General features: G+C 31.3%; 15 protein-coding genes and 1 tRNA gene. 3 read left to right on the top strand and 13 right to left on the bottom strand.

All coding sequences use genetic code 11. The features are described from left to right. Positions 1-47 precede the first annotated feature (47 nt). The 5 genes from B5D15_RS08470 to B5D15_RS08450 all read right to left on the bottom strand — a co-directional run bounded on the left by B5D15_RS08470 (position 48) and on the right by B5D15_RS08450 (position 6,464). The gene (locus tag B5D15_RS08470) at positions 48-1,034 is read right to left on the bottom strand and encodes a substrate-binding domain-containing protein (protein ID WP_078696681.1); all 987 of its coding nucleotides are present in this window, start codon (positions 1,032-1,034) and stop codon (positions 48-50) included. Further along, positions 1,024-2,829: a cache domain-containing sensor histidine kinase gene (locus tag B5D15_RS08465; RefSeq protein ID WP_242948718.1), complete on the bottom strand. Its 1,806-nt coding sequence runs from the start codon at positions 2,827-2,829 to the stop codon at positions 1,024-1,026. The genes B5D15_RS08470 and B5D15_RS08465 overlap by 11 nt, the downstream gene beginning before the upstream one ends. Before the next feature lie 19 nt (positions 2,830-2,848). Further along, positions 2,849-4,486 carry a response regulator transcription factor gene (locus B5D15_RS08460; protein ID WP_078696680.1) on the bottom strand — a complete coding sequence of 546 codons (1,638 nt, stop codon included), beginning with the start codon at positions 4,484-4,486 and terminating at the stop codon, positions 2,849-2,851. A 207-nt stretch (positions 4,487-4,693) separates the two neighbouring features. After that, positions 4,694-5,716: a tRNA (adenosine(37)-N6)-threonylcarbamoyltransferase complex transferase subunit TsaD gene (gene tsaD / locus B5D15_RS08455; RefSeq protein ID WP_078696679.1), complete on the bottom strand. Its 1,023-nt coding sequence runs from the start codon at positions 5,714-5,716 to the stop codon at positions 4,694-4,696. A 187-nt stretch (positions 5,717-5,903) separates the two neighbouring features. Continuing rightward, on the bottom strand, positions 5,904-6,464 hold the full coding sequence (locus B5D15_RS08450) for a glycerol-3-phosphate responsive antiterminator (protein ID WP_078696678.1): 561 nt from the start codon (positions 6,462-6,464) through the stop codon (positions 5,904-5,906). A gap of 237 nt (positions 6,465-6,701) precedes the next feature. Between B5D15_RS08450 and B5D15_RS08445 the strand changes: the two genes are divergently transcribed. The 3 genes from B5D15_RS08445 (at position 6,702) to B5D15_RS08435 (ending at position 7,702) form a co-directional block, all read left to right on the top strand. Further along, positions 6,702-7,076, top strand: a complete 375-nt coding sequence (locus tag B5D15_RS08445) for a zinc ribbon domain-containing protein (protein ID WP_078696677.1) — start codon at positions 6,702-6,704, stop codon at positions 7,074-7,076. A gap of 54 nt (positions 7,077-7,130) precedes the next feature. After that, positions 7,131-7,424 (top strand): hypothetical protein, encoded by a 294-nt coding sequence (locus B5D15_RS08440; protein ID WP_078696676.1) that lies wholly within the window; start codon positions 7,131-7,133, stop codon positions 7,422-7,424. 202 nt (positions 7,425-7,626) lie between these two features. After that, positions 7,627-7,702 (top strand) — tRNA-Trp (locus tag B5D15_RS08435). 121 nt (positions 7,703-7,823) lie between these two features. Here B5D15_RS08435 and B5D15_RS08430 read toward each other — a convergent pair. The 8 genes from B5D15_RS08430 to iolE all read right to left on the bottom strand — a co-directional run bounded on the left by B5D15_RS08430 (position 7,824) and on the right by iolE (position 17,263). Continuing rightward, positions 7,824-8,516, bottom strand: coding sequence for an SDR family oxidoreductase (locus tag B5D15_RS08430; protein ID WP_078696675.1), 693 nt, complete (start codon positions 8,514-8,516; stop codon positions 7,824-7,826). Positions 8,517-8,628: 112 nt separating this feature from the next. Then, the gene (locus tag B5D15_RS08425) at positions 8,629-10,494 is read right to left on the bottom strand and encodes a hypothetical protein (protein ID WP_078696674.1); all 1,866 of its coding nucleotides are present in this window, start codon (positions 10,492-10,494) and stop codon (positions 8,629-8,631) included. A 15-nt stretch (positions 10,495-10,509) separates the two neighbouring features. After that, positions 10,510-11,589, bottom strand: a complete 1,080-nt coding sequence (locus B5D15_RS08420) for a S1C family serine protease (RefSeq protein ID WP_078696673.1) — start codon at positions 11,587-11,589, stop codon at positions 10,510-10,512. A 223-nt stretch (positions 11,590-11,812) separates the two neighbouring features. Further along, positions 11,813-12,370 carry a peptide-methionine (S)-S-oxide reductase MsrA gene (gene msrA / locus B5D15_RS08415; RefSeq protein ID WP_078696672.1) on the bottom strand — a complete coding sequence of 186 codons (558 nt, stop codon included), beginning with the start codon at positions 12,368-12,370 and terminating at the stop codon, positions 11,813-11,815. Positions 12,371-12,393: 23 nt separating this feature from the next. Next, positions 12,394-14,022 (bottom strand): M20/M25/M40 family metallo-hydrolase, encoded by a 1,629-nt coding sequence (locus tag B5D15_RS08410; RefSeq protein ID WP_078696671.1) that lies wholly within the window; start codon positions 14,020-14,022, stop codon positions 12,394-12,396. Between the two features lie 12 nt (positions 14,023-14,034). After that, on the bottom strand, positions 14,035-15,279 hold the full coding sequence (gene larAH6, locus B5D15_RS08405; RefSeq protein WP_143287252.1) for a nickel-dependent malate racemase, LarAH6 family: 1,245 nt from the start codon (positions 15,277-15,279) through the stop codon (positions 14,035-14,037). Positions 15,280-15,344: 65 nt separating this feature from the next. Continuing rightward, positions 15,345-16,355 carry an inositol 2-dehydrogenase gene (iolG, locus tag B5D15_RS08400; protein WP_078696670.1) on the bottom strand — a complete coding sequence of 337 codons (1,011 nt, stop codon included), beginning with the start codon at positions 16,353-16,355 and terminating at the stop codon, positions 15,345-15,347. Positions 16,356-16,366: 11 nt separating this feature from the next. Further along, positions 16,367-17,263, bottom strand: coding sequence for a myo-inosose-2 dehydratase (iolE, locus tag B5D15_RS08395; protein ID WP_078696669.1), 897 nt, complete (start codon positions 17,261-17,263; stop codon positions 16,367-16,369). Between the last annotated feature and the right edge of the window lie 13 nt (positions 17,264-17,276).

Genomic DNA, 17,276 nt, shown 5'->3' with positions numbered 1-17,276 from the left:
TTTAAATATAAAATTCTTATCAAATATATAAAAATCCTTTTGTGTTTTTACCACACAAAAGGAAATAACATCCTTTGATTTTCAGGAAGATACATATTATTTTTATCTATTACTTTTGTTTCCATTAGATATTTACTTGGTATCTTCTTACCATTAAGTTTGTCAACTGCAAATTTTACACCTAAATATCCTATACTAAATGGATTTTCTATTACAAGCGCTTGTATTACTCCTTTTTCCAAATAATGAAGTTCCTGTGTTGTACTGTCATATGCAATTACCTTTACCTTCCCCCCTAATTTCATTTCATCAACAGCTAAAGCTACTCCTTCAGATGATATATCATTTAATGCTACAATTCCATCAATATCTTCATTTTCTAATAATAATTTTTTTGTTAAATTACATGCAAGAGAAGTATCTGAATAACAATATTCTTTAGATATTAATTTTATATCTGGATACTTTGCGATAATACTAATTAATCCATCTTCTCTTTGCTTTGCATTTCTAGAGCCTTTAATAAAACTCATTATTGCGATTTTTGCTTTCTTGCCACAAATATCCACAAGGATATTTCCCATCTTTTTACCTGCTTCAAAATTATCAGTAATAATATTGCTGCTTATCTTAGATGTATTAACTTCAGAATCAATTACTATTACGGGAATATTTTTATCATAAACTTTTTCAATTACATCAACAAGTTCATCATAGTCACTTGCCGCAAGAACAATTGCATTTACAGTTTTATCATTATTATCTATAACATTATTTACAAGCTTAATCTGTTCTTCAACATTCTCTTCAAGATCAGGAGCTGCAAAATCAATATCAACATTAAATTCCTTTGATGCAGCAATAGCCCCCTGTTTTACAGTAGCCCAATGATATCCATAACTCATCTTAGAAATAAAAACTATATTTTTCCTTTTATTGTTAATAAAGTTAGAACTTGTACTTTTATTAACCATACAGCTTTCAGATAAAATCAAAATAAATAATATTAAAAGAATACTTATTTTATATTTCATTTTGTTTATCCTCCTTACTTACTTCTTCAATAAGAGGAAGCCATATCTGAACAATAGTACCCTCATCCAACTCACTTTCTATTTTCAATCCATACTGCTTTCCAAAATACAATTGTATTCTTTCATGTACATTTTTTACTCCCACACCCGAATCCCTTTTTTTATTTAATTCTTTATCCAAAAGACTGTTTAATACTTCCGGTTCTATTCCTACTCCATTATCTTCAACTATAAACAACAACTTATCATTTTCAATGGAAACTGATATTTTAATCTTTCCTTTATCAACCATATATTCTATTCCATGATATATTGCATTTTCTATAATAGGCTGAAGAATTAATTTCAAAGTTTTATATCTTAACGCCTCTTCTTGTATATTGAATTCATATTCAAATTTATTTCTATATCTTATGCTTTGTATAACAAGGTAATTTCTTGCATGCTCAAGTTCTTCTGATACATTTATTATATTCTTTCCTCTGCTTATACTTATCCTAAATAATCTTGCAAGTGCTGTAACCATACATATTACATCATCATGTTTCCCATTTTCCGCCATCCATACAACAGAATCTAATGTATTATATAAAAAATGAGGATTTATTTGCGCTTGAAGTGCATTAAGTTCACTTATCCTTTTAGACTCTTGTTCTTGTACAATTTGATTCATAAGCTGTCTTATTCTTAAAACCATTAAGTTAAAGGTACGTGACAGTTGAGCTACTTCAGCTTCTCCTTTAATATCAAGATTTATATTTAATTGTCCTTGCTCAACCATCTTCATCGATTTTTCCAGTTGTTTTATTGGTCTTGAAATTTTAGAAGATATGATTGCTGAAATAAAAATAAAAAGCAGTATGCCAAATACAAAAACCCAAAAAATATAAAACAATATATCTTTTTTAACAGTTGATATTTCATCCATATAAGCAATTCCAACTATTCTCCATCTACAGAAATTTACTGTTTCTATAGTTATAAGGCGCCTCTCTCCATTTACCTTATCAAAATATCTTCCAAAAACATGTTCCTGTACCTCTTTTACATTTTCTTGTTTTAATCCCACATTAATAAGAGGAAGCTGAGGATGATAAACTATATTACCTTTAGAATCAATAATATATATATATCCTTTTTCTCCAAATGATACTTTTGTACATAACTGCTCAATTACACTAAAATTCATATCTACGAGCAAGACTCCTGGAATCCTTCTTCCATTTTTATTTATTGTAATCTTTCTGCTTAATGAAACAACCCATCTATGCTGTCCATCGAATATATTTTGTACATGCGGAGATGAAAAATATAAATTACCAGGTTCTTTTAAAGGAGTTGTAAACCAATCCTGTTCTTTGATATTTGTTGTACTTTTCATTTTATCTGAAGGAACACTAAGAATAAGCTCACCATCTTCAGAAAATATTGCAAGAGTTACTATATCTTTTCTTGAGTTTACAATTACATTCATTTGTTGCTTAAGATTTCCGTTCTGCAAATCATAATCATTATATATTGCATTATCTATATAATCAGAAATTTCTATCATACTTTTCATATAATAATCTAAGTTTGTGTTAACCTGATCTATTATCTGTCTTGTATTTAATATTGCATTTTGCTCTGAAAGGCGTGAAACTTTATTATAAAGGGCAATACCGATAAACAGCATTGCCAGAATAGTGATTAAAATAAAAGATACACTAATAACAAACTGTATACTTTTAAATTCAATTGAATTTTTAAATAATTTATAATATTTTTTCACTTCTTTCATCATTTTTTCTTTCAAAGGCCCATCTCCTTTACAGCTAAATACTATTTCTGTACTCTGATGGGGATATATTAAAGTTCTTTTTAAAGCAATAACTAAAATAATTAGGTTCTGAATAACCAACCCTTTTAGCTATCTCTAATGTTTTATAATTAGTTGTTTTTAAAAGTTCTTTAGCAGCTTCCATCCTAATATTGGTTAAATAATTTACAAAGGTATACTTTGTTTCTTTTTTAAAAATTGTACTAAAATATGCCGGACTTACATGAAGTATTTTACAAACTTTTTCTACTGAAAGCTCACTATCGTTGTAATTTTCGTTTATATATTTGATAGAAGCTTGTACAATTTCTTTATAAGAGTTCTGTCTTTCCCTTACAATTTTGCTTTTTATCTTTAAACATATATTAATTAGCAAGAGTTCAACCTCTTTTATTTCCTTCATTTTTAATATTTCATAAAATATATCGCAGTTATCCTCAAAAATATTATCTAAATCAATGTGCAAATCTTGTATAACTTTTAATATTGTATTAATTATTCCAATTAAATATATTTGATAATTTTTATATGACATTTTAGAATCTACTATCTCTTTAAATAATCCTTCTATTATTTCGACTGTTTCATTTTTAGTACCAAACTTTATACTATTTAATAGTCTTTTTTCTTTAAATTGATCAAATATTGTTTCTTGTACAATTTGGGGTTCTACATCTTCAATATATATTATATTATCATCAATTATAGATCCATAACTGACTGCAGAAACAGCACTCTTATATGCATTACTAATAAAATCGATTTCTTTAAATAAACTGCCTATCCCAATAGTACATGATATATTGTAAAACTTTTTAATCGATTGTCTTATTTCTTCGAGTGTTAAAAGAATTCTTGACATAAATATATCATTATTATCATCCGAATCTGATAATATCAATACGATAAAATCTTCATTCATAAAAGAAATTCCTATTTCATGCTTTTCAACTATTTCCTCACAAACTTTAAGAACACCTAATTTAACATATTCATCATTTTCATTGAACTTAATATCATCTTTTCTGACGTCAGCTAAGCAATATGTATCTTCAAACTTATTAAAGTTAATACTAATTAAAGCAATTGCAAAAATTTTACCCATTATTTTAACATTATAAGTTTCTAACTTCTCTATTATCTCATCTTTTTTTATCTTCTTTGAAACTATAGAACATAAAAATGTCTGTCTTAAAATAGGAAAGCTTTTGTTATAATATTCTTTTAATACTTCTATATCTTTTTTTTGAGCAATTTCATCATCCATTTTTTTCTTCACATTTATAAGAACTTCAAGAAGTTCTTTTGATGAAACAGGTTTTAAAATATATTCAATAACATCAAATTTAATAGCTTTTTGTGCATATTCGAATTGGTCAAATCCTGTTAAGATAATTATTTTTGTGTTAGGATGCATATTCCTTATTTTACTACATAAAGTAAGACCATCCATGAATGGCATCTTGATATCTGTAATAACAATATCAGGTTCTACCCTTTCAGCAATCTCTAAAGCCTCTATTCCATTTTCAGCTTCTCCAGCAATCTCAAATCCATATTTATCCCATTCTATTTTATTTATAATGCCTTTTCTTTCTTCCTCTTCATCATCAACAATAATAAGCTTATACATAAATTACCTCCCATACCCTCTTCAATTATTTAAACTAAATTAAAAATTCAGCATTTTACTTTATATTATAAATATTATGTTAATATCCACAATATCCACATACTTATCCACAGTCAAAATCCCTTTATACAAAAGTTTTTCAACAGTATTTCACACTATCCACATATTTTTATCAACATATTAAAATTTACTAACAATTAATCGAGTTTATTCACACCTTTCTCCTATTTTTAATGAAGCTACTGCATTAAGCGACAATTTCGAAGGCCCGTATTTTATATAATCATAATACCCTGCACAGGCTATCATCGCAGCATTATCAGTACATAATATTGTATTTGGATATAAAAATCTTATTCCTTCTTTTTTACATCTTTTCTCCAATTGATTCCTAAGTTCACTATTAGATGCAACACCTCCTGCAATGCATAAAGTATCAACTCCTTTATATTTTGCAGCAGTTATAGACTTATCCACAAGAACCTCAACAACTGACTGCTGAAAACTTGCTGCAACATCTGCTCTATTTATTTCAAGTCCCTGCATATTCATCTTATTAAGATAATTTAAAACCGCAGATTTAAGACCGCTGAAGGAAAAATCAAAGCTCTCATCCTCAAGATAAGCCCTTGGAAATTTTATTGCATTTTTGTCTCCTTCCTTTGCAAGTTTATCTATAAGTGGCCCTCCTGGATATCCAAGTCCTATTGCCCTTGCAACCTTATCATAAGCCTCACCTGCAGCATCATCCCTCGTTCTTCCTATAATTTCGTACTCTCCATAGTCCTTTACATATACAAGATGGGTATGACCTCCTGAAACTACAAGACATACAAAAGGAGGCTCAAGATTAGTGTGAGCGATATAGTTTGCACTTATATGCCCCTCTATATGATTTACACCAATAAAGGGTTTGTTTAAGGAAAGGGCTAAACCCTTCGCATAGGAAAGACCGACTAAAAGAGCTCCCACAAGCCCTGGGCCATAGGTTGCTGCTATTACATCTATATCTTTAAAAGATAACCCTGCCTCATCTAATGCCTGCTTTACTACATTGCACACAGCCTCAACATGCTTTCTTGATGCTACCTCAGGTACTACCCCTCCGAATTTTTTATGTATATCTATCTGTGAAGATATTACGTTTGATAAGACCTTCCTCCCATTTAAAATAACTGCCGCCGATGTTTCATCACAGCTTGTTTCAATACCAAGTACTTTAATATCCATAAACACATCTCCTATTATTTTATTGTTTTCGACATGTCTTTACCTTTGTTTACAAAATCTTAACACACAAAATACAAAAATATGATAGAATAATAAAAGCGGCAACAAATAAACCCCAACCCATTTACCCATTAGCCTGGAGAAAATTCTCCAGGTATTTTTTTATACAAATTTATTATACATTAATCTATTCATCCCATAAGAAGTTTTGAGATGTAGATACTGCAACTGCACCATTAGACAGTGCATTTATAACATCGCTCTTTTCAAGCACAAGTCCTCCAGCTATAACTGGTATGTTTATTTTCTCATGTATTTTTTTAATTATTTTTGAAGTTGCTGCAGGCATTATTTCAACTGCATTAGGCCTTTCATCTAAAATGCTTTTAATACCCGTCTCAAGGGAGCGGGAATCAACCATGAAAAGCCTTTGTATTGCATACATACCGCAGGATTTTGCATCCTTTATAAGGGAAGGTCTTGTCGTTATTATGCCATCAGCTCCAACTCCTTTTAAAAACTCTACCGCTGCACTGTCTCTTCCAAGCCCCTCTACTAAATCTATATGAATAAACACATACTTATCTTTATTTTTAATCCTTTTTATAATCTGATTCATGTTTAAAATGCTCCCACAGAGCATAAAAATTATACCTGCTCTGCTCTCTATCGCCCCTTCAAGTTCCTTAACATCTCTGACTGCTGCAATAATTGGACTTTCTTCTATTATTTCAACGATGCTTCTCATAATATCACCACCATTTTTTATATATATTATACTATATATTTTAATAAGGTTTAATCTAAACATTGCCGTAATCATAGATGTATATATTTTTATTTCACATCTATCTCATTTTCAGTGAAATCAAATAAAACATATTGATTACAGCAGTATTCCATTTTGTGCCTATGATAATTTTATCATAAAGATTTAAAAAATGATGCTGTTAAGGTAAAATGATATAATAAGGGAGGGATTCATATGTTTTTTATAGGCATTTTCGGAATAGAAACAAAACAAGAAGAAATAAAAGACATCCAAAACGTCATATGTAAAGCCTGCGGTGCTATGACTTCCTTCAGGCTGATTAAAACCTATAATGTTTTTCACTTTTTCTTCATACCAATTATAAAGTGGTCAAAGAAATACTATATAATTTCAAGATGCTGCAACCGCCCCTTTGAGATACCCATAGAAAAAGGGGAAGAGATTGAAAGAGGAAGGGATATACCCCTTAATGATGAAGATTTAAGACCTCTTTATAATAACTACGACTATAATATCTGCCCAAATTGTAAAAATGAGGTGGATAATAATTTTATATATTGTCCTTATTGTGGAAATAAATTAAGATAAAGTTTTAACCTCCTGTAAATTGACTTCATATTATATTTATCAGGAGGGGATACTATGGCATATTGGGGAATTATTACAACAGTTGTAATTCTCATAATCTATTATCTTGTAAATAGAACATTAGCTAAAAAAATTGCTCTTGAGCTTATGCTCTACATTGAAAAAAGGGCAGAAGAATTCTCAATATCAGAAGGAAAGGACAAATTAGAATGGGTTGTAAGCCAGTACGATAAGCTTCCTGCAGTTATCAAAAGCGTAATTACAAAGGATGGTTTTAGGCTGCTTATACAGGAATTATTCGATGAGGCAATGAAGCTATTAAAGAATAACACACAGTCTTCACCTTAAAAAGCAGCTATGAACATAGAAATATATACGTGGGAAGAAAGTATATATCAAGATATAATATATCTTGATAATACATGCATCTTCTATAATGTTTTTTTCAATTCTTACTAAATGGAAAAGAAAAACATATCAATAACATAAGCACAAATATTAAAAGGGTATTGCCTTTTTTGCAAATATAATATATAATAGTTTTTGTCGCAGGGGTATAGCTCAATTGGTAGAGTAGCGGTCTCCAAAACCGTTGGTTGAGGGTTCGATTCCTTCTGCCCCTGCCACTTTAAAAAATAAAAACGGACGAAAAACGGACAAAATTAAACTCTGGATAATCCAGAGTTTTTCTTTTATGGTTTCTTATAAAATATATCATCTAAAGATTCATTTCAAAATTAATCATAACTATTTCCTGCTTATTCTGTGTCTTTGGGGTTTTAAAGTTATATCGGTTAGTACTAAGCCTTCCCTTTGAGTCAAAACCATTTTAACAGCATCTGCAATTTCTGCAGGATATATATATGTATCCTCCTTTTCTCCTTCTTTAAAATTTGCATTTCTATAAAAGTTAGTTTTAGTAATATCAGGATGTATAGTTACAACCTTTACTCCATATTTTCTAACTTCCTCAAACAAGCTTTCTGCAAAATGTGAAAGCCCTGCCTTGGTAGCTGCATAGGCACACCCATAGGTACTTATCTTTTTTGCTGTAACCGATGAAATATTTATAATATATCCCTCATTCTTCTTTAAATCCCTAAGAAGCTGCTGAGTTAATATTAAGGGCACTTCTAAATTTATCATGACCATCTCATGTATCTTCCTGCTGTTTAGCTCCTCATGAGGGCCAAAATATCCAACCCCTGCATTGTTTACTAAAACATATACATCTTCTTTGCTTTTTATACCCTTTATAATTTGTGTCAAATTATCAACATTCGTCAAATCACAAATTACAGGAATAAAATTTGTATCTTTTAAATTATTCTCATCAAAATTTCTCCCAAAGCCATAAACTTTAAAACCTGATTCAATTAAACTTTTACTTAATTCAAGACCTATTCCCGATGATGCACCTGTTATTATAGCTGTTTTCATAATATCCTCCAAAAAAAGCCCGCTTTTTTAAAAACTTTCATAATATCTTGTCTAACCGTATTATAGCATCACAAAAACTATTTTAAAAGGAGCACTCTCGTGCTCCTTTACCTTATTTATTCATCTTATCAAACTCTGAAAGCTTCCTGTCCTTAAAGTTTAAAGATAATGTACTGTAGTTAACCTTGTTTATTGTAGTATTTTCCCATATGCTTTTTATATTTTTCATATTTTTGTCTGAGGTCTTTGAAACAGGGATTGTAATGGTCTGTGTAAATGTGTCCTTACCAATCTTTACAATATACTGATATATATTACTTGTTCTATCAAGATTATAAATCTTTGTTGCATCGCTGTTTACAAAATCATTTATTTCTTTAATATCGTATTCCTTTGAAATTTTAAATATTTGTGCTCCATTGTATTCTGCTGACTGTATCTTTATTTTTGCAACTCCTATTGCAATGTCACTGTCCCTTAAGTAACTACTAACATTATCAGAGACTATATCATCAATTGGATTTGCATTAAGTCCTGCTGTCATGTTTATGTTTATATTGCTTACAGGCTCAAAAGCACTTACATATTCAATATTGCTTACATTACCATCATTATAATAGTATTCTTCAGGCATATACATATATTTATCATAGTAACCAAACATTTCGCTGTTCTTGCTGAGTATATCCCATCCCTTTGTAAGCTTTGTTTTAAAATCATATTTCTTTGTCTTTAATTCCCTTGCAGCATTAAAATCAATAAGAGAATCGGCTGAAACTATCTTCCCAAGGTATTTACTCAATAGTGAACTGTCGAGGGTAAAGGATTCTATCATATTGTCAAAATCCTTTCTCTTATTTGCATCTTTATACTTATCGTCTTTAATAATAGCATTAACAAGATATTTGTACCCATTTCCAACAACATAAAGACTGCTTACAACATAAGAATTATTAGTAGTCGTTTTAAACCTTATAACAACTCTTTGAGCATCCATTCCATTTTTATTGAAAGGCTCATTTTTAAGTATCTCATATACGCTGCTGTTGTAGTTATTTTTTATCATATCTATTTCCTTTTGTGCAAAACTTGAAGCTGTTTCCTTATTACCGCTTGAGCTTATTAAAGATACTGTTATTCCTTCATTGATTTTCACATCATTATTTTCTTCAGTTTTTGTATTCATCATATTAAGTTCTTCATCTGAATAAACAGGACTGAAGCTTTGATTTCTTGAATTTGGCACTCCATCTACCTTATAGTAAGGGCTTAAAGTTATCTTCCAGCCGTAACTATTATTCTTAAATTCCCTTGTTGTACTTACAGATTCAGAGAGTTCCTTAATATTTGGGTTATTGCTGTCATAGGAAGTTTTAAAAGAATTTACAAGCTTATTAAACATATCCTGATGTCCTCTGTAAAATTCCCCTTGCATCTGAACAGTTAGATTGTAAATATAATTATTTGCAATATATATCCTGTTTTCAATATAATCACTGAATTCCTCTGCAGCCTTATCTACAAGAAAATAATCATAATACTTTTCCGTTTTAACTACTTTTATAAATCTTTGGTTGTAGGAATCCGTTGCAATCTCCATGTTGTATTCCTTATCTCCCCAAATCCAGTAATTCTGCTGTCTTGAGCTGTTCTGCATCTTATATAATATATCCTCTAATGTTAATTCATCCTCATTTTTGCTGACCATAAGCTGTATATTAGCCCTATAGCTGTTTGTTGACATATTAAAAAAGTTTGCCCTATCAGATTTATACACCATACCATCATCTGGAAGATACATTGACCATTTATATACTCTGCTTCCTACCTGATTTTTCATTATATCGTTTTGATTTGAAAAAGCACGGTATAAATCTATCTTTCCATCATCATCCTGCGCAAAGGAATATACTGGTATAATCGCAGCTATTACAATAGCAGCAATTATTATTGAAAATAATTTCTTTATCTTTTTCACATTATTCACCTTCCTTTAATTGTCCTTTTTAATAAGTTCCTTTAATGTTACTGTAATTTCAAAGGTCTTATCTTCCCTTTTAAAAGTCATTTTTATCTTATCCCCCGGAAGATGTTTCTTCAGCGCTTCATTATACTCTGCTATTGAACTTATTTTAACTCCATCGATACTTTCAAGAAAATCTCCTTCTTTAACCTCATCCTTTGAAACTGCTGCATCATTTTTAATAGCTGCAACTTTAAGTCCTTGATTTGTAGGTATTCCAAGAAGGGCTGCCCAGTTCTCTTCAAATTCTATTCCTGTGTAACATCTTTTTATCTTTCCATATTTATTATATTGGTCTATAAAATAAGTAACATTGTCAACAGGAATAGAAAAATTCATGCCCTGATAAAATGTATATCCAAGGGTATTAATTCCTACAAGTTCTCCCTTCATATTAACAAGAGGTCCTCCGCTGTTTCCAGGATTTACAGCAGCATCGGTTTGAAGATACATGTAAACTCCATCCACTGGTCTGTTAAGCCCGCTTATTATTCCTTTGCTTGCACTATTCCTGTATCCAAAAAATAAAGGCGTCCCAATAGCTACAACATCATCACCTACATCAAAATCCTTTTCACTTGCAAATTTAATTGGCTTCATATTACTTCTGTTTATCTTTATAAGGGCTAAATCTATATCCTTATCCGCATATAAAAGCTTTGCCTTGTAAGCATTTCCATCATAGGTTACAACATAGATATCATCAAGACCGTCAACTACATGGTTGTTAGTAATAATTCTTCCATCGCTGCTCACAACAACTCCAGAGCCAAACTGAAGATTTTGTGGATATTTTGAATAAACTTGATCATCATTTCTATATTTTGTGTTCTGCCCAATAACTGCAACAACCGACTGGTTTACTGCATCTATAACCTGAGATACAGTCTTTTTCTCCTCCTCAATCTTTTGAATTGTATTTTGTGCCTGAGATATATAGGTGCTGACTACATTCTGCTGCGTTTTTTTATCTGTAGCAGCATAGCAGGGTATACTTATAATAAGTATACATAAAATAACAATAGATAAAATTTTTGAGATTTTTTTCATTTACGTAACCTCCTTAATTAAAATCTTTCTAATCTAATTATTTCCATCGTGATCATATTTAGTAAATATTACATCACTAAATATTATATAGTATATAGAATAGGAAATAGTTACAAATTTATGAAAATATTATTTCAAATCTCTATACATCTATGAATTTGAATTTAGAATATATATAAAGGCTGGTTTGAAATATAATTTTTTATTTCAAACCAGCCTAAAATTAAAAAATACTATAATAATCTTCTCCCCAATGTTTTCTTATAAACTCATCCCTTCCCGATATTCCTCTGTCCTTTTTATATTCCTCGGGACTCTTTTTATAAAAATCTTGGTGATATTCCTCTGCAAGGTAAAAAGTTTTTGCAGGAAGTATCTGTGTAACTATTGGCTTTTCAAACCTTTTAGAGTTTTCAAGCTCATTTTTAGATTTTTCCGCCTCAATTCTTTGAGCTTCAGTAGTATAAAATATTGCTGTTCTATAGGAAGGTCCTCTGTCATGAAACTGTCCTTCATCATCCGTTGGATCAATCTGCCTCCAATAAGCATCGAGAAGTTTTTTATATGTTATTATTTCAGGATCATATATAATCCTTATGGCTTCATAATGTCCCGAAGTCTGAGATTTGACATCTTTATATGTAGGATTTTCAAGATGACCGCCTGTATAGCCTGATTCTACCTTTATAACGCCATCAAGTATGTCAAAGGGAGATACCATACACCAGAAGCATCCTCCTGCAAATATAGCAGTTTCATATTTTTTATTTTCATCATTCATTATTATCTTCCTCCTTCATACTTTTAATCGAAAATTTTACTAATTATATGCTTATACAGCTTCGGTACCACATCAAAGGAATAGGATATATTAAGCCTCTCGGTGTATTTGTGAAAATCTTTTCCAAGTCCTCCAAAATTAGCAGCAGGTATATTAAGCTTTTTTAATGATTCTATAGGAAGATTGTAGTTTAATCCAAGTCCTAAAAGATTAGAAGATATTATATTAAGCTTTTCTTCACATTTTATACCTGTATAACTTAAATCGCAAATCCCAGTAAAATAGTTTTGTTTTTCAATAATTTGTCCATATTCTCTCTTACCTATCTCTATAATTTCATTAATAATATTGTGAAGCTTTTTCACTCTGATATCAGAAAGGTCAGCACTTTTATCAGGGTAATAGGGCGGAGAAAAGGCTATAACTATTGTTGGAACTTTGTTTGGATATTTTTCATAGGTTTCTTTAACAATATTTATAGCTATATTCTGATTATCCATTTTTTCGTCCTGCCACTTTTTAACCTTTAGCCTTAATTCATCATTAAAGCTTTCTCCATATATTTTTTTAACTTCATTAAATAGCTCCTCATATGTCAATACAGTATACTTTAAATGCTTTTTATTAATTTTTTCACCTGATATACCTTCATATTCAATTCTTCTTTTCTCTACAATATCAAAAGCATTAATAAATGCTTTTTCACATAAGTTTTTAAGTTTTATTATTAAGTCATTAGCGTTTAAATCTAATGTCATAAGATTGTAGTATGACGCAGCATAAAGAGGAGTTTGAACAGAGTAAAGCTCCTTTAAATCCATCTGTTTTAAACAGGTTGGAGGGGGTACTGTATCATCTCCTATCCTGTCGCAAAAATCGCTGTTTAATTCAAATAATCTATTAAGCTCTGATGCTAAAAGATTAGCATTAAGTCCTGTAAAAGGTTCGTGTACATGAGTTTCCTTACCTGCAAAGAAAAATAGAGGCATTATCTTTCCAACTGAACCGAGGTATATGTATTTTATAGTATCATCATGTTTTGGCATAGAGCATTCAGAAAGGAAAAGACTTATAAATTCAAGTCCATTTTCTTGAAGCTCAGTAAGGTAAGGCAGTGCCCCAAGCATACCCTCGGAATTGCTCTCTTCCGACGGTACAGCTAAAAAAAGGACATTGCCGTTAAGATTATCTTCATTGCATATATCCCTTAATAGCTCAATATAAAGGGACAAGCCAAACTTCATATCCGCAGTTCCCCTGCCAAATATGTAGTCGTTAGATTCTAAATCATGCTTTGCTTCATCACTCAATTCAAGCTCATCTATCCTATTTGTTAGCTCAACAGGACTAAAGGCAAAATCCTTTAAATGTCCGAACTCCTCGACTCCCACAACATCAAAGTGCCCTGTTAATATAATAGTTTTATTTGTATTATATTTGCTTTTATAAAGTGCCGACACAAAACACCTTCTATATGGGTCTCCCTTAATTTCAATAAGTTTTAAATTCTCACTATTTGTTTTAAAGTATTCAAACTCAGATAAAATTCCGTAAATCTTTCCTGCAGTTAGGTTTTCGCTCTCAGTCCCTGAAATTCCAGGAACCTTTACAAGTTCAAGCATGGTTTGCATATTTCTTTGCTTTAATTCCATAATATCAGTCCTTTACACACAAGGTAGAATTGATCCTCCATGGGGTATAATTAAAACCTTTGCATCACTTCCAATTTCAGCAAGGGCACTTTCATATGCAGATTGTGCATCAGAATAAGGCTCAAGAAAAATACTTTTTACAAAATCAGGTTCAAGTTCTGATACAAGAAATACTCTTGCATTTTGAAGAACCATTGCAATTGCTGCGGCTTTATGCCCTCCAAGTTTAAAATCCTTTTTCACTCTTTCAATAAGATCTTGACTCTTTTCAGCATTTAAAAGCCATTCCTCAAATGTATGTTCTCCAAGACCTTCTCTGCATGATGCAACAAGTATTATTATACCATTTTTTTTAACTGCATGTTTTGCATTATCAAGAGCTTTTTGTGCCTGATAAAGATTAATGTCCTTTGGAAATCCTCCAGGAGATGTAATTACAATATCAGCCTTTTCCTTTATCTTAATTTTATAAAAACTGTCCAAAAAGTGGCATCCTTCTCTGTGAGCATCTATATAATGTCCCGATACGCATTTTATTATATTCTTTTTTTCATCAAGTACTACATTTACTATAAAGTCAATAGGTACAAATTTAACTGTCTCTTCTATGTCTTGTCTTACAGGATTTGTCTCAATATTTCCTGCATGAGCTTTCTCATCAACCATCCTGCTGTGGTTCGCCTGAATCGCTTCTCTTGTAGATACACCAGGCATTATAGCCTTAGCTCCCCCGCTGTAACCTGCAAAATAGTGATACTCTATATTTCCGAGGCAAATCCTTCTGTCTGCCTCTGCAACAGCCCTGAAAATATTAATAGGGGTATTGTTTTTCGTATATCCAAAATGAACATAGTCCTTCACATCACTATCAACGCATTTTATTCTTTTGTATATTTCCTCTCCAACAAGATATTTTTTCTCGTCTTCTGTATGCTTTCTATGGCTTCCAAGTGCAAACACGATTGTAATATCTTCATCCTGTACTCCTGCCTTTTTAAGCTCTTCTAATACAAAAGGAAGAACAATCTTGCTTGGCATAGGTCTTGTTATATCACTGGTAATTATCGCTATTTTCTCGCCTTTTTTTATTATTTCACAAAGTCTCTTTGAATTAATTGGATTTTCAATTGATCGTTTAACCTCATCAGCTCCTGTTAACCCAATCTCAACTTCATTAGCATGAAGAACCCCCAAAAGATTTTTTTCATCAACATTAACCTTCATTGTTGTTTTAGAAAAACCAAGACTAAATTCCACTTTTATTCCTCCCTGTTAAAAATGGATGGTAAGCTTGGCCCACCATCCATATTTATTTTAATTATTTATTCTACAAGTACTACAGGTTTTCCTTCTTCAAAGGATTTTTTTGCTGCTAGCCCAATTAACACTGGTTTTAATCCGTCAATAGCCGATACAGGTGTTGGAGTATCATTTAATATTGCATCAAAAAATTCCTTCATTTCATCAGCAAAGGAGTCCATATATCTTTCAAGGAAGAAATACTTTGGCTTATCTGATGTAACAGCATCCTCAGTACTTAAAACAACTGTAGTTGGTGTATCATTCATAGCTTCAGCTTTACCTTTTGAACCGAATACTTCAACTCTTTGGTCATATCCATATGCAGCTCTTCTGCTATTATCTATAACACCTATTGCACCGTTTTTGAACTTTAAACTTATTAATGCAGTATCAACATCTCCTGCTTCTCCAATTGCAGGATCAACAAGAACTGTAGCATTAGCATAAACTTCAACTACTTCACTTCCTGTAAGATATCTTACCATGTCAAAATCATGAATTGTCATATCAAGGAACATTCCTCCAGATACTTTAACATATTCTGCTGGAGGTGGTGCAGGGTCTCTTGAAGTTACTTTAACAATTTGAACATCTCCAACTTTACCATCTTTAACAAGTTCACGAACCTTTTTAAAGTTATGGTCAAATCTTCTGTTAAAACCTACTTGATACTTTATTCCTGCTCTTTTAACTGCCTCAAGTACGGCATTTATTCTTTCAACATCATAATCAATAGGTTTCTCACAAAATATATGTTTTCCAGCATTTGCAGCCTCTATACTGATTTGCGAATGAGTATTTGTTGAAGAACATATTATAACTGCATCTATTTCAGGATCATCTATTATTTTTTTATAATTGTCATATACATTCTTGATGCCAAGACTTTGTGCAAAATCTTTAATTTTATCGGCGTATACATCAGCAATAGCTTTAACTTCAACATATCCAAACTTTTTTACAATATTTTCAGCATGTATTTTTCCTATTCTTCCAGCACCGATAATACCAACTTTTAATTTCTTTTCCATAATTACACCCCCTATAGTCCTGTTTTTTCTTTAATATATTTTCTTGCCTTTATAGCATATTCAAGAGGATTTGCTTTTGCCGGGTCCTGTTCTGCTTCAACTACGAACCAACCTTCATATTTATTTTCTTCAAGTATTTTAAACAGAGGTTCAAAGTTAATCATCCCATCTCCCGGAACTGTAAATACTCCCTCTTTTACTGCCTGAAGAAAACTTAATTTTTCATCTTTTACTTTTTTCAAAACATCCTGCCTTATATCTTTAAGGTGAACATGTTTTATTCTTTTTACATATTTTTTAAGTATTTCTTCTGGATTTTCTCCCGAGAAGGTTAAATGTCCGGTATCAAACAGCAGATATACAAGGTTTTCATTAGTCATTTCCATAAGTTTATCTATTTCTTCTGTTGTCTGAACTCCCGTTCCCATGTGGTGGTGATATACTACCTTCATATCCTTTTCAAGTGCAAGCTTTCCTAATTCTTCAAGGCCTCTTGCAAGTTTTTCCCATTCTTCTTCAGTAAAAACAGGTTTTTTATCAAACACTGGAACATCCATCATTCCCTGTATGCTGTGGCCCTGCTCTGCAACAACTATAACCTTTGCACCCATTTCATAAAGAAAATCCCTGTGCTTTATAAAAGCTTCTTTTGTCTCTTCAAAGGGTTTTGTTGTTAAAAATGCGCTGAACCATGCGCTTGCAATGGATATTCCTCTTAAATCTAAAGCTTTTTTAAGAATTTTTGTATCTTTTGGGTACTTGTTTCCAACTTCGCTTCCTGTAAATCCTGCAAGCGCCATCTCACTTATGCACTGCTCAAATGTATTTTCACTTCCGAGCTCCGGCATGTCATCATTTGTCCATGCTATTGGAGCAATCCCAAGTTTTACTTTACTGCTATCAAACATAATATATCCCCCA

The organism is Caloramator quimbayensis, from assembly GCF_900167605.1.
Lineage (GTDB): Bacteria > Bacillota > Clostridia > Clostridiales > Caloramatoraceae > Caloramator_B > Caloramator_B quimbayensis.
The sequence above is the reverse complement of the archived record's forward strand: the minus strand, read 5'-3'. Positions and strand labels throughout refer to the sequence as shown.

Bases quoted from the DNA above. Each gene is read 5' to 3' on its own strand.
- B5D15_RS08470 (WP_078696681.1), bottom strand. From the start codon at position 1,034: ATGAAATATAAAATAAGTATTCTTTTAATATTATTTATTTTGATTTTA.
- B5D15_RS08460 (WP_078696680.1), bottom strand. From the start codon at position 4,486: ATGTATAAGCTTATTATTGTTGATGATGAAGAGGAAGAAAGAAAAGGC.
- B5D15_RS08450 (WP_078696678.1), bottom strand. From the start codon at position 6,464: ATGAGAAGCATCGTTGAAATAATAGAAGAAAGTCCAATTATTGCAGCA.
- B5D15_RS08410 (WP_078696671.1), bottom strand. From the start codon at position 14,022: ATGGAATTAAAGCAAAGAAATATGCAAACCATGCTTGAACTTGTAAAG.
- tsaD (WP_078696679.1), bottom strand. From the start codon at position 5,716: ATGGATATTAAAGTACTTGGTATTGAAACAAGCTGTGATGAAACATCG.
- B5D15_RS08445 (WP_078696677.1), top strand. From the start codon at position 6,702: ATGTTTTTTATAGGCATTTTCGGAATAGAAACAAAACAAGAAGAAATA.
- B5D15_RS08430 (WP_078696675.1), bottom strand. From the start codon at position 8,516: ATGAAAACAGCTATAATAACAGGTGCATCATCGGGAATAGGTCTTGAA.
- B5D15_RS08420 (WP_078696673.1), bottom strand. From the start codon at position 11,589: ATGAAAAAAATCTCAAAAATTTTATCTATTGTTATTTTATGTATACTT.
- iolE (WP_078696669.1), bottom strand. From the start codon at position 17,263: ATGTTTGATAGCAGTAAAGTAAAACTTGGGATTGCTCCAATAGCATGG.
- msrA (WP_078696672.1), bottom strand. From the start codon at position 12,370: ATGAATGATGAAAATAAAAAATATGAAACTGCTATATTTGCAGGAGGA.
- B5D15_RS08440 (WP_078696676.1), top strand. From the start codon at position 7,131: ATGGCATATTGGGGAATTATTACAACAGTTGTAATTCTCATAATCTAT.
- iolG (WP_078696670.1), bottom strand. From the start codon at position 16,355: ATGGAAAAGAAATTAAAAGTTGGTATTATCGGTGCTGGAAGAATAGGA.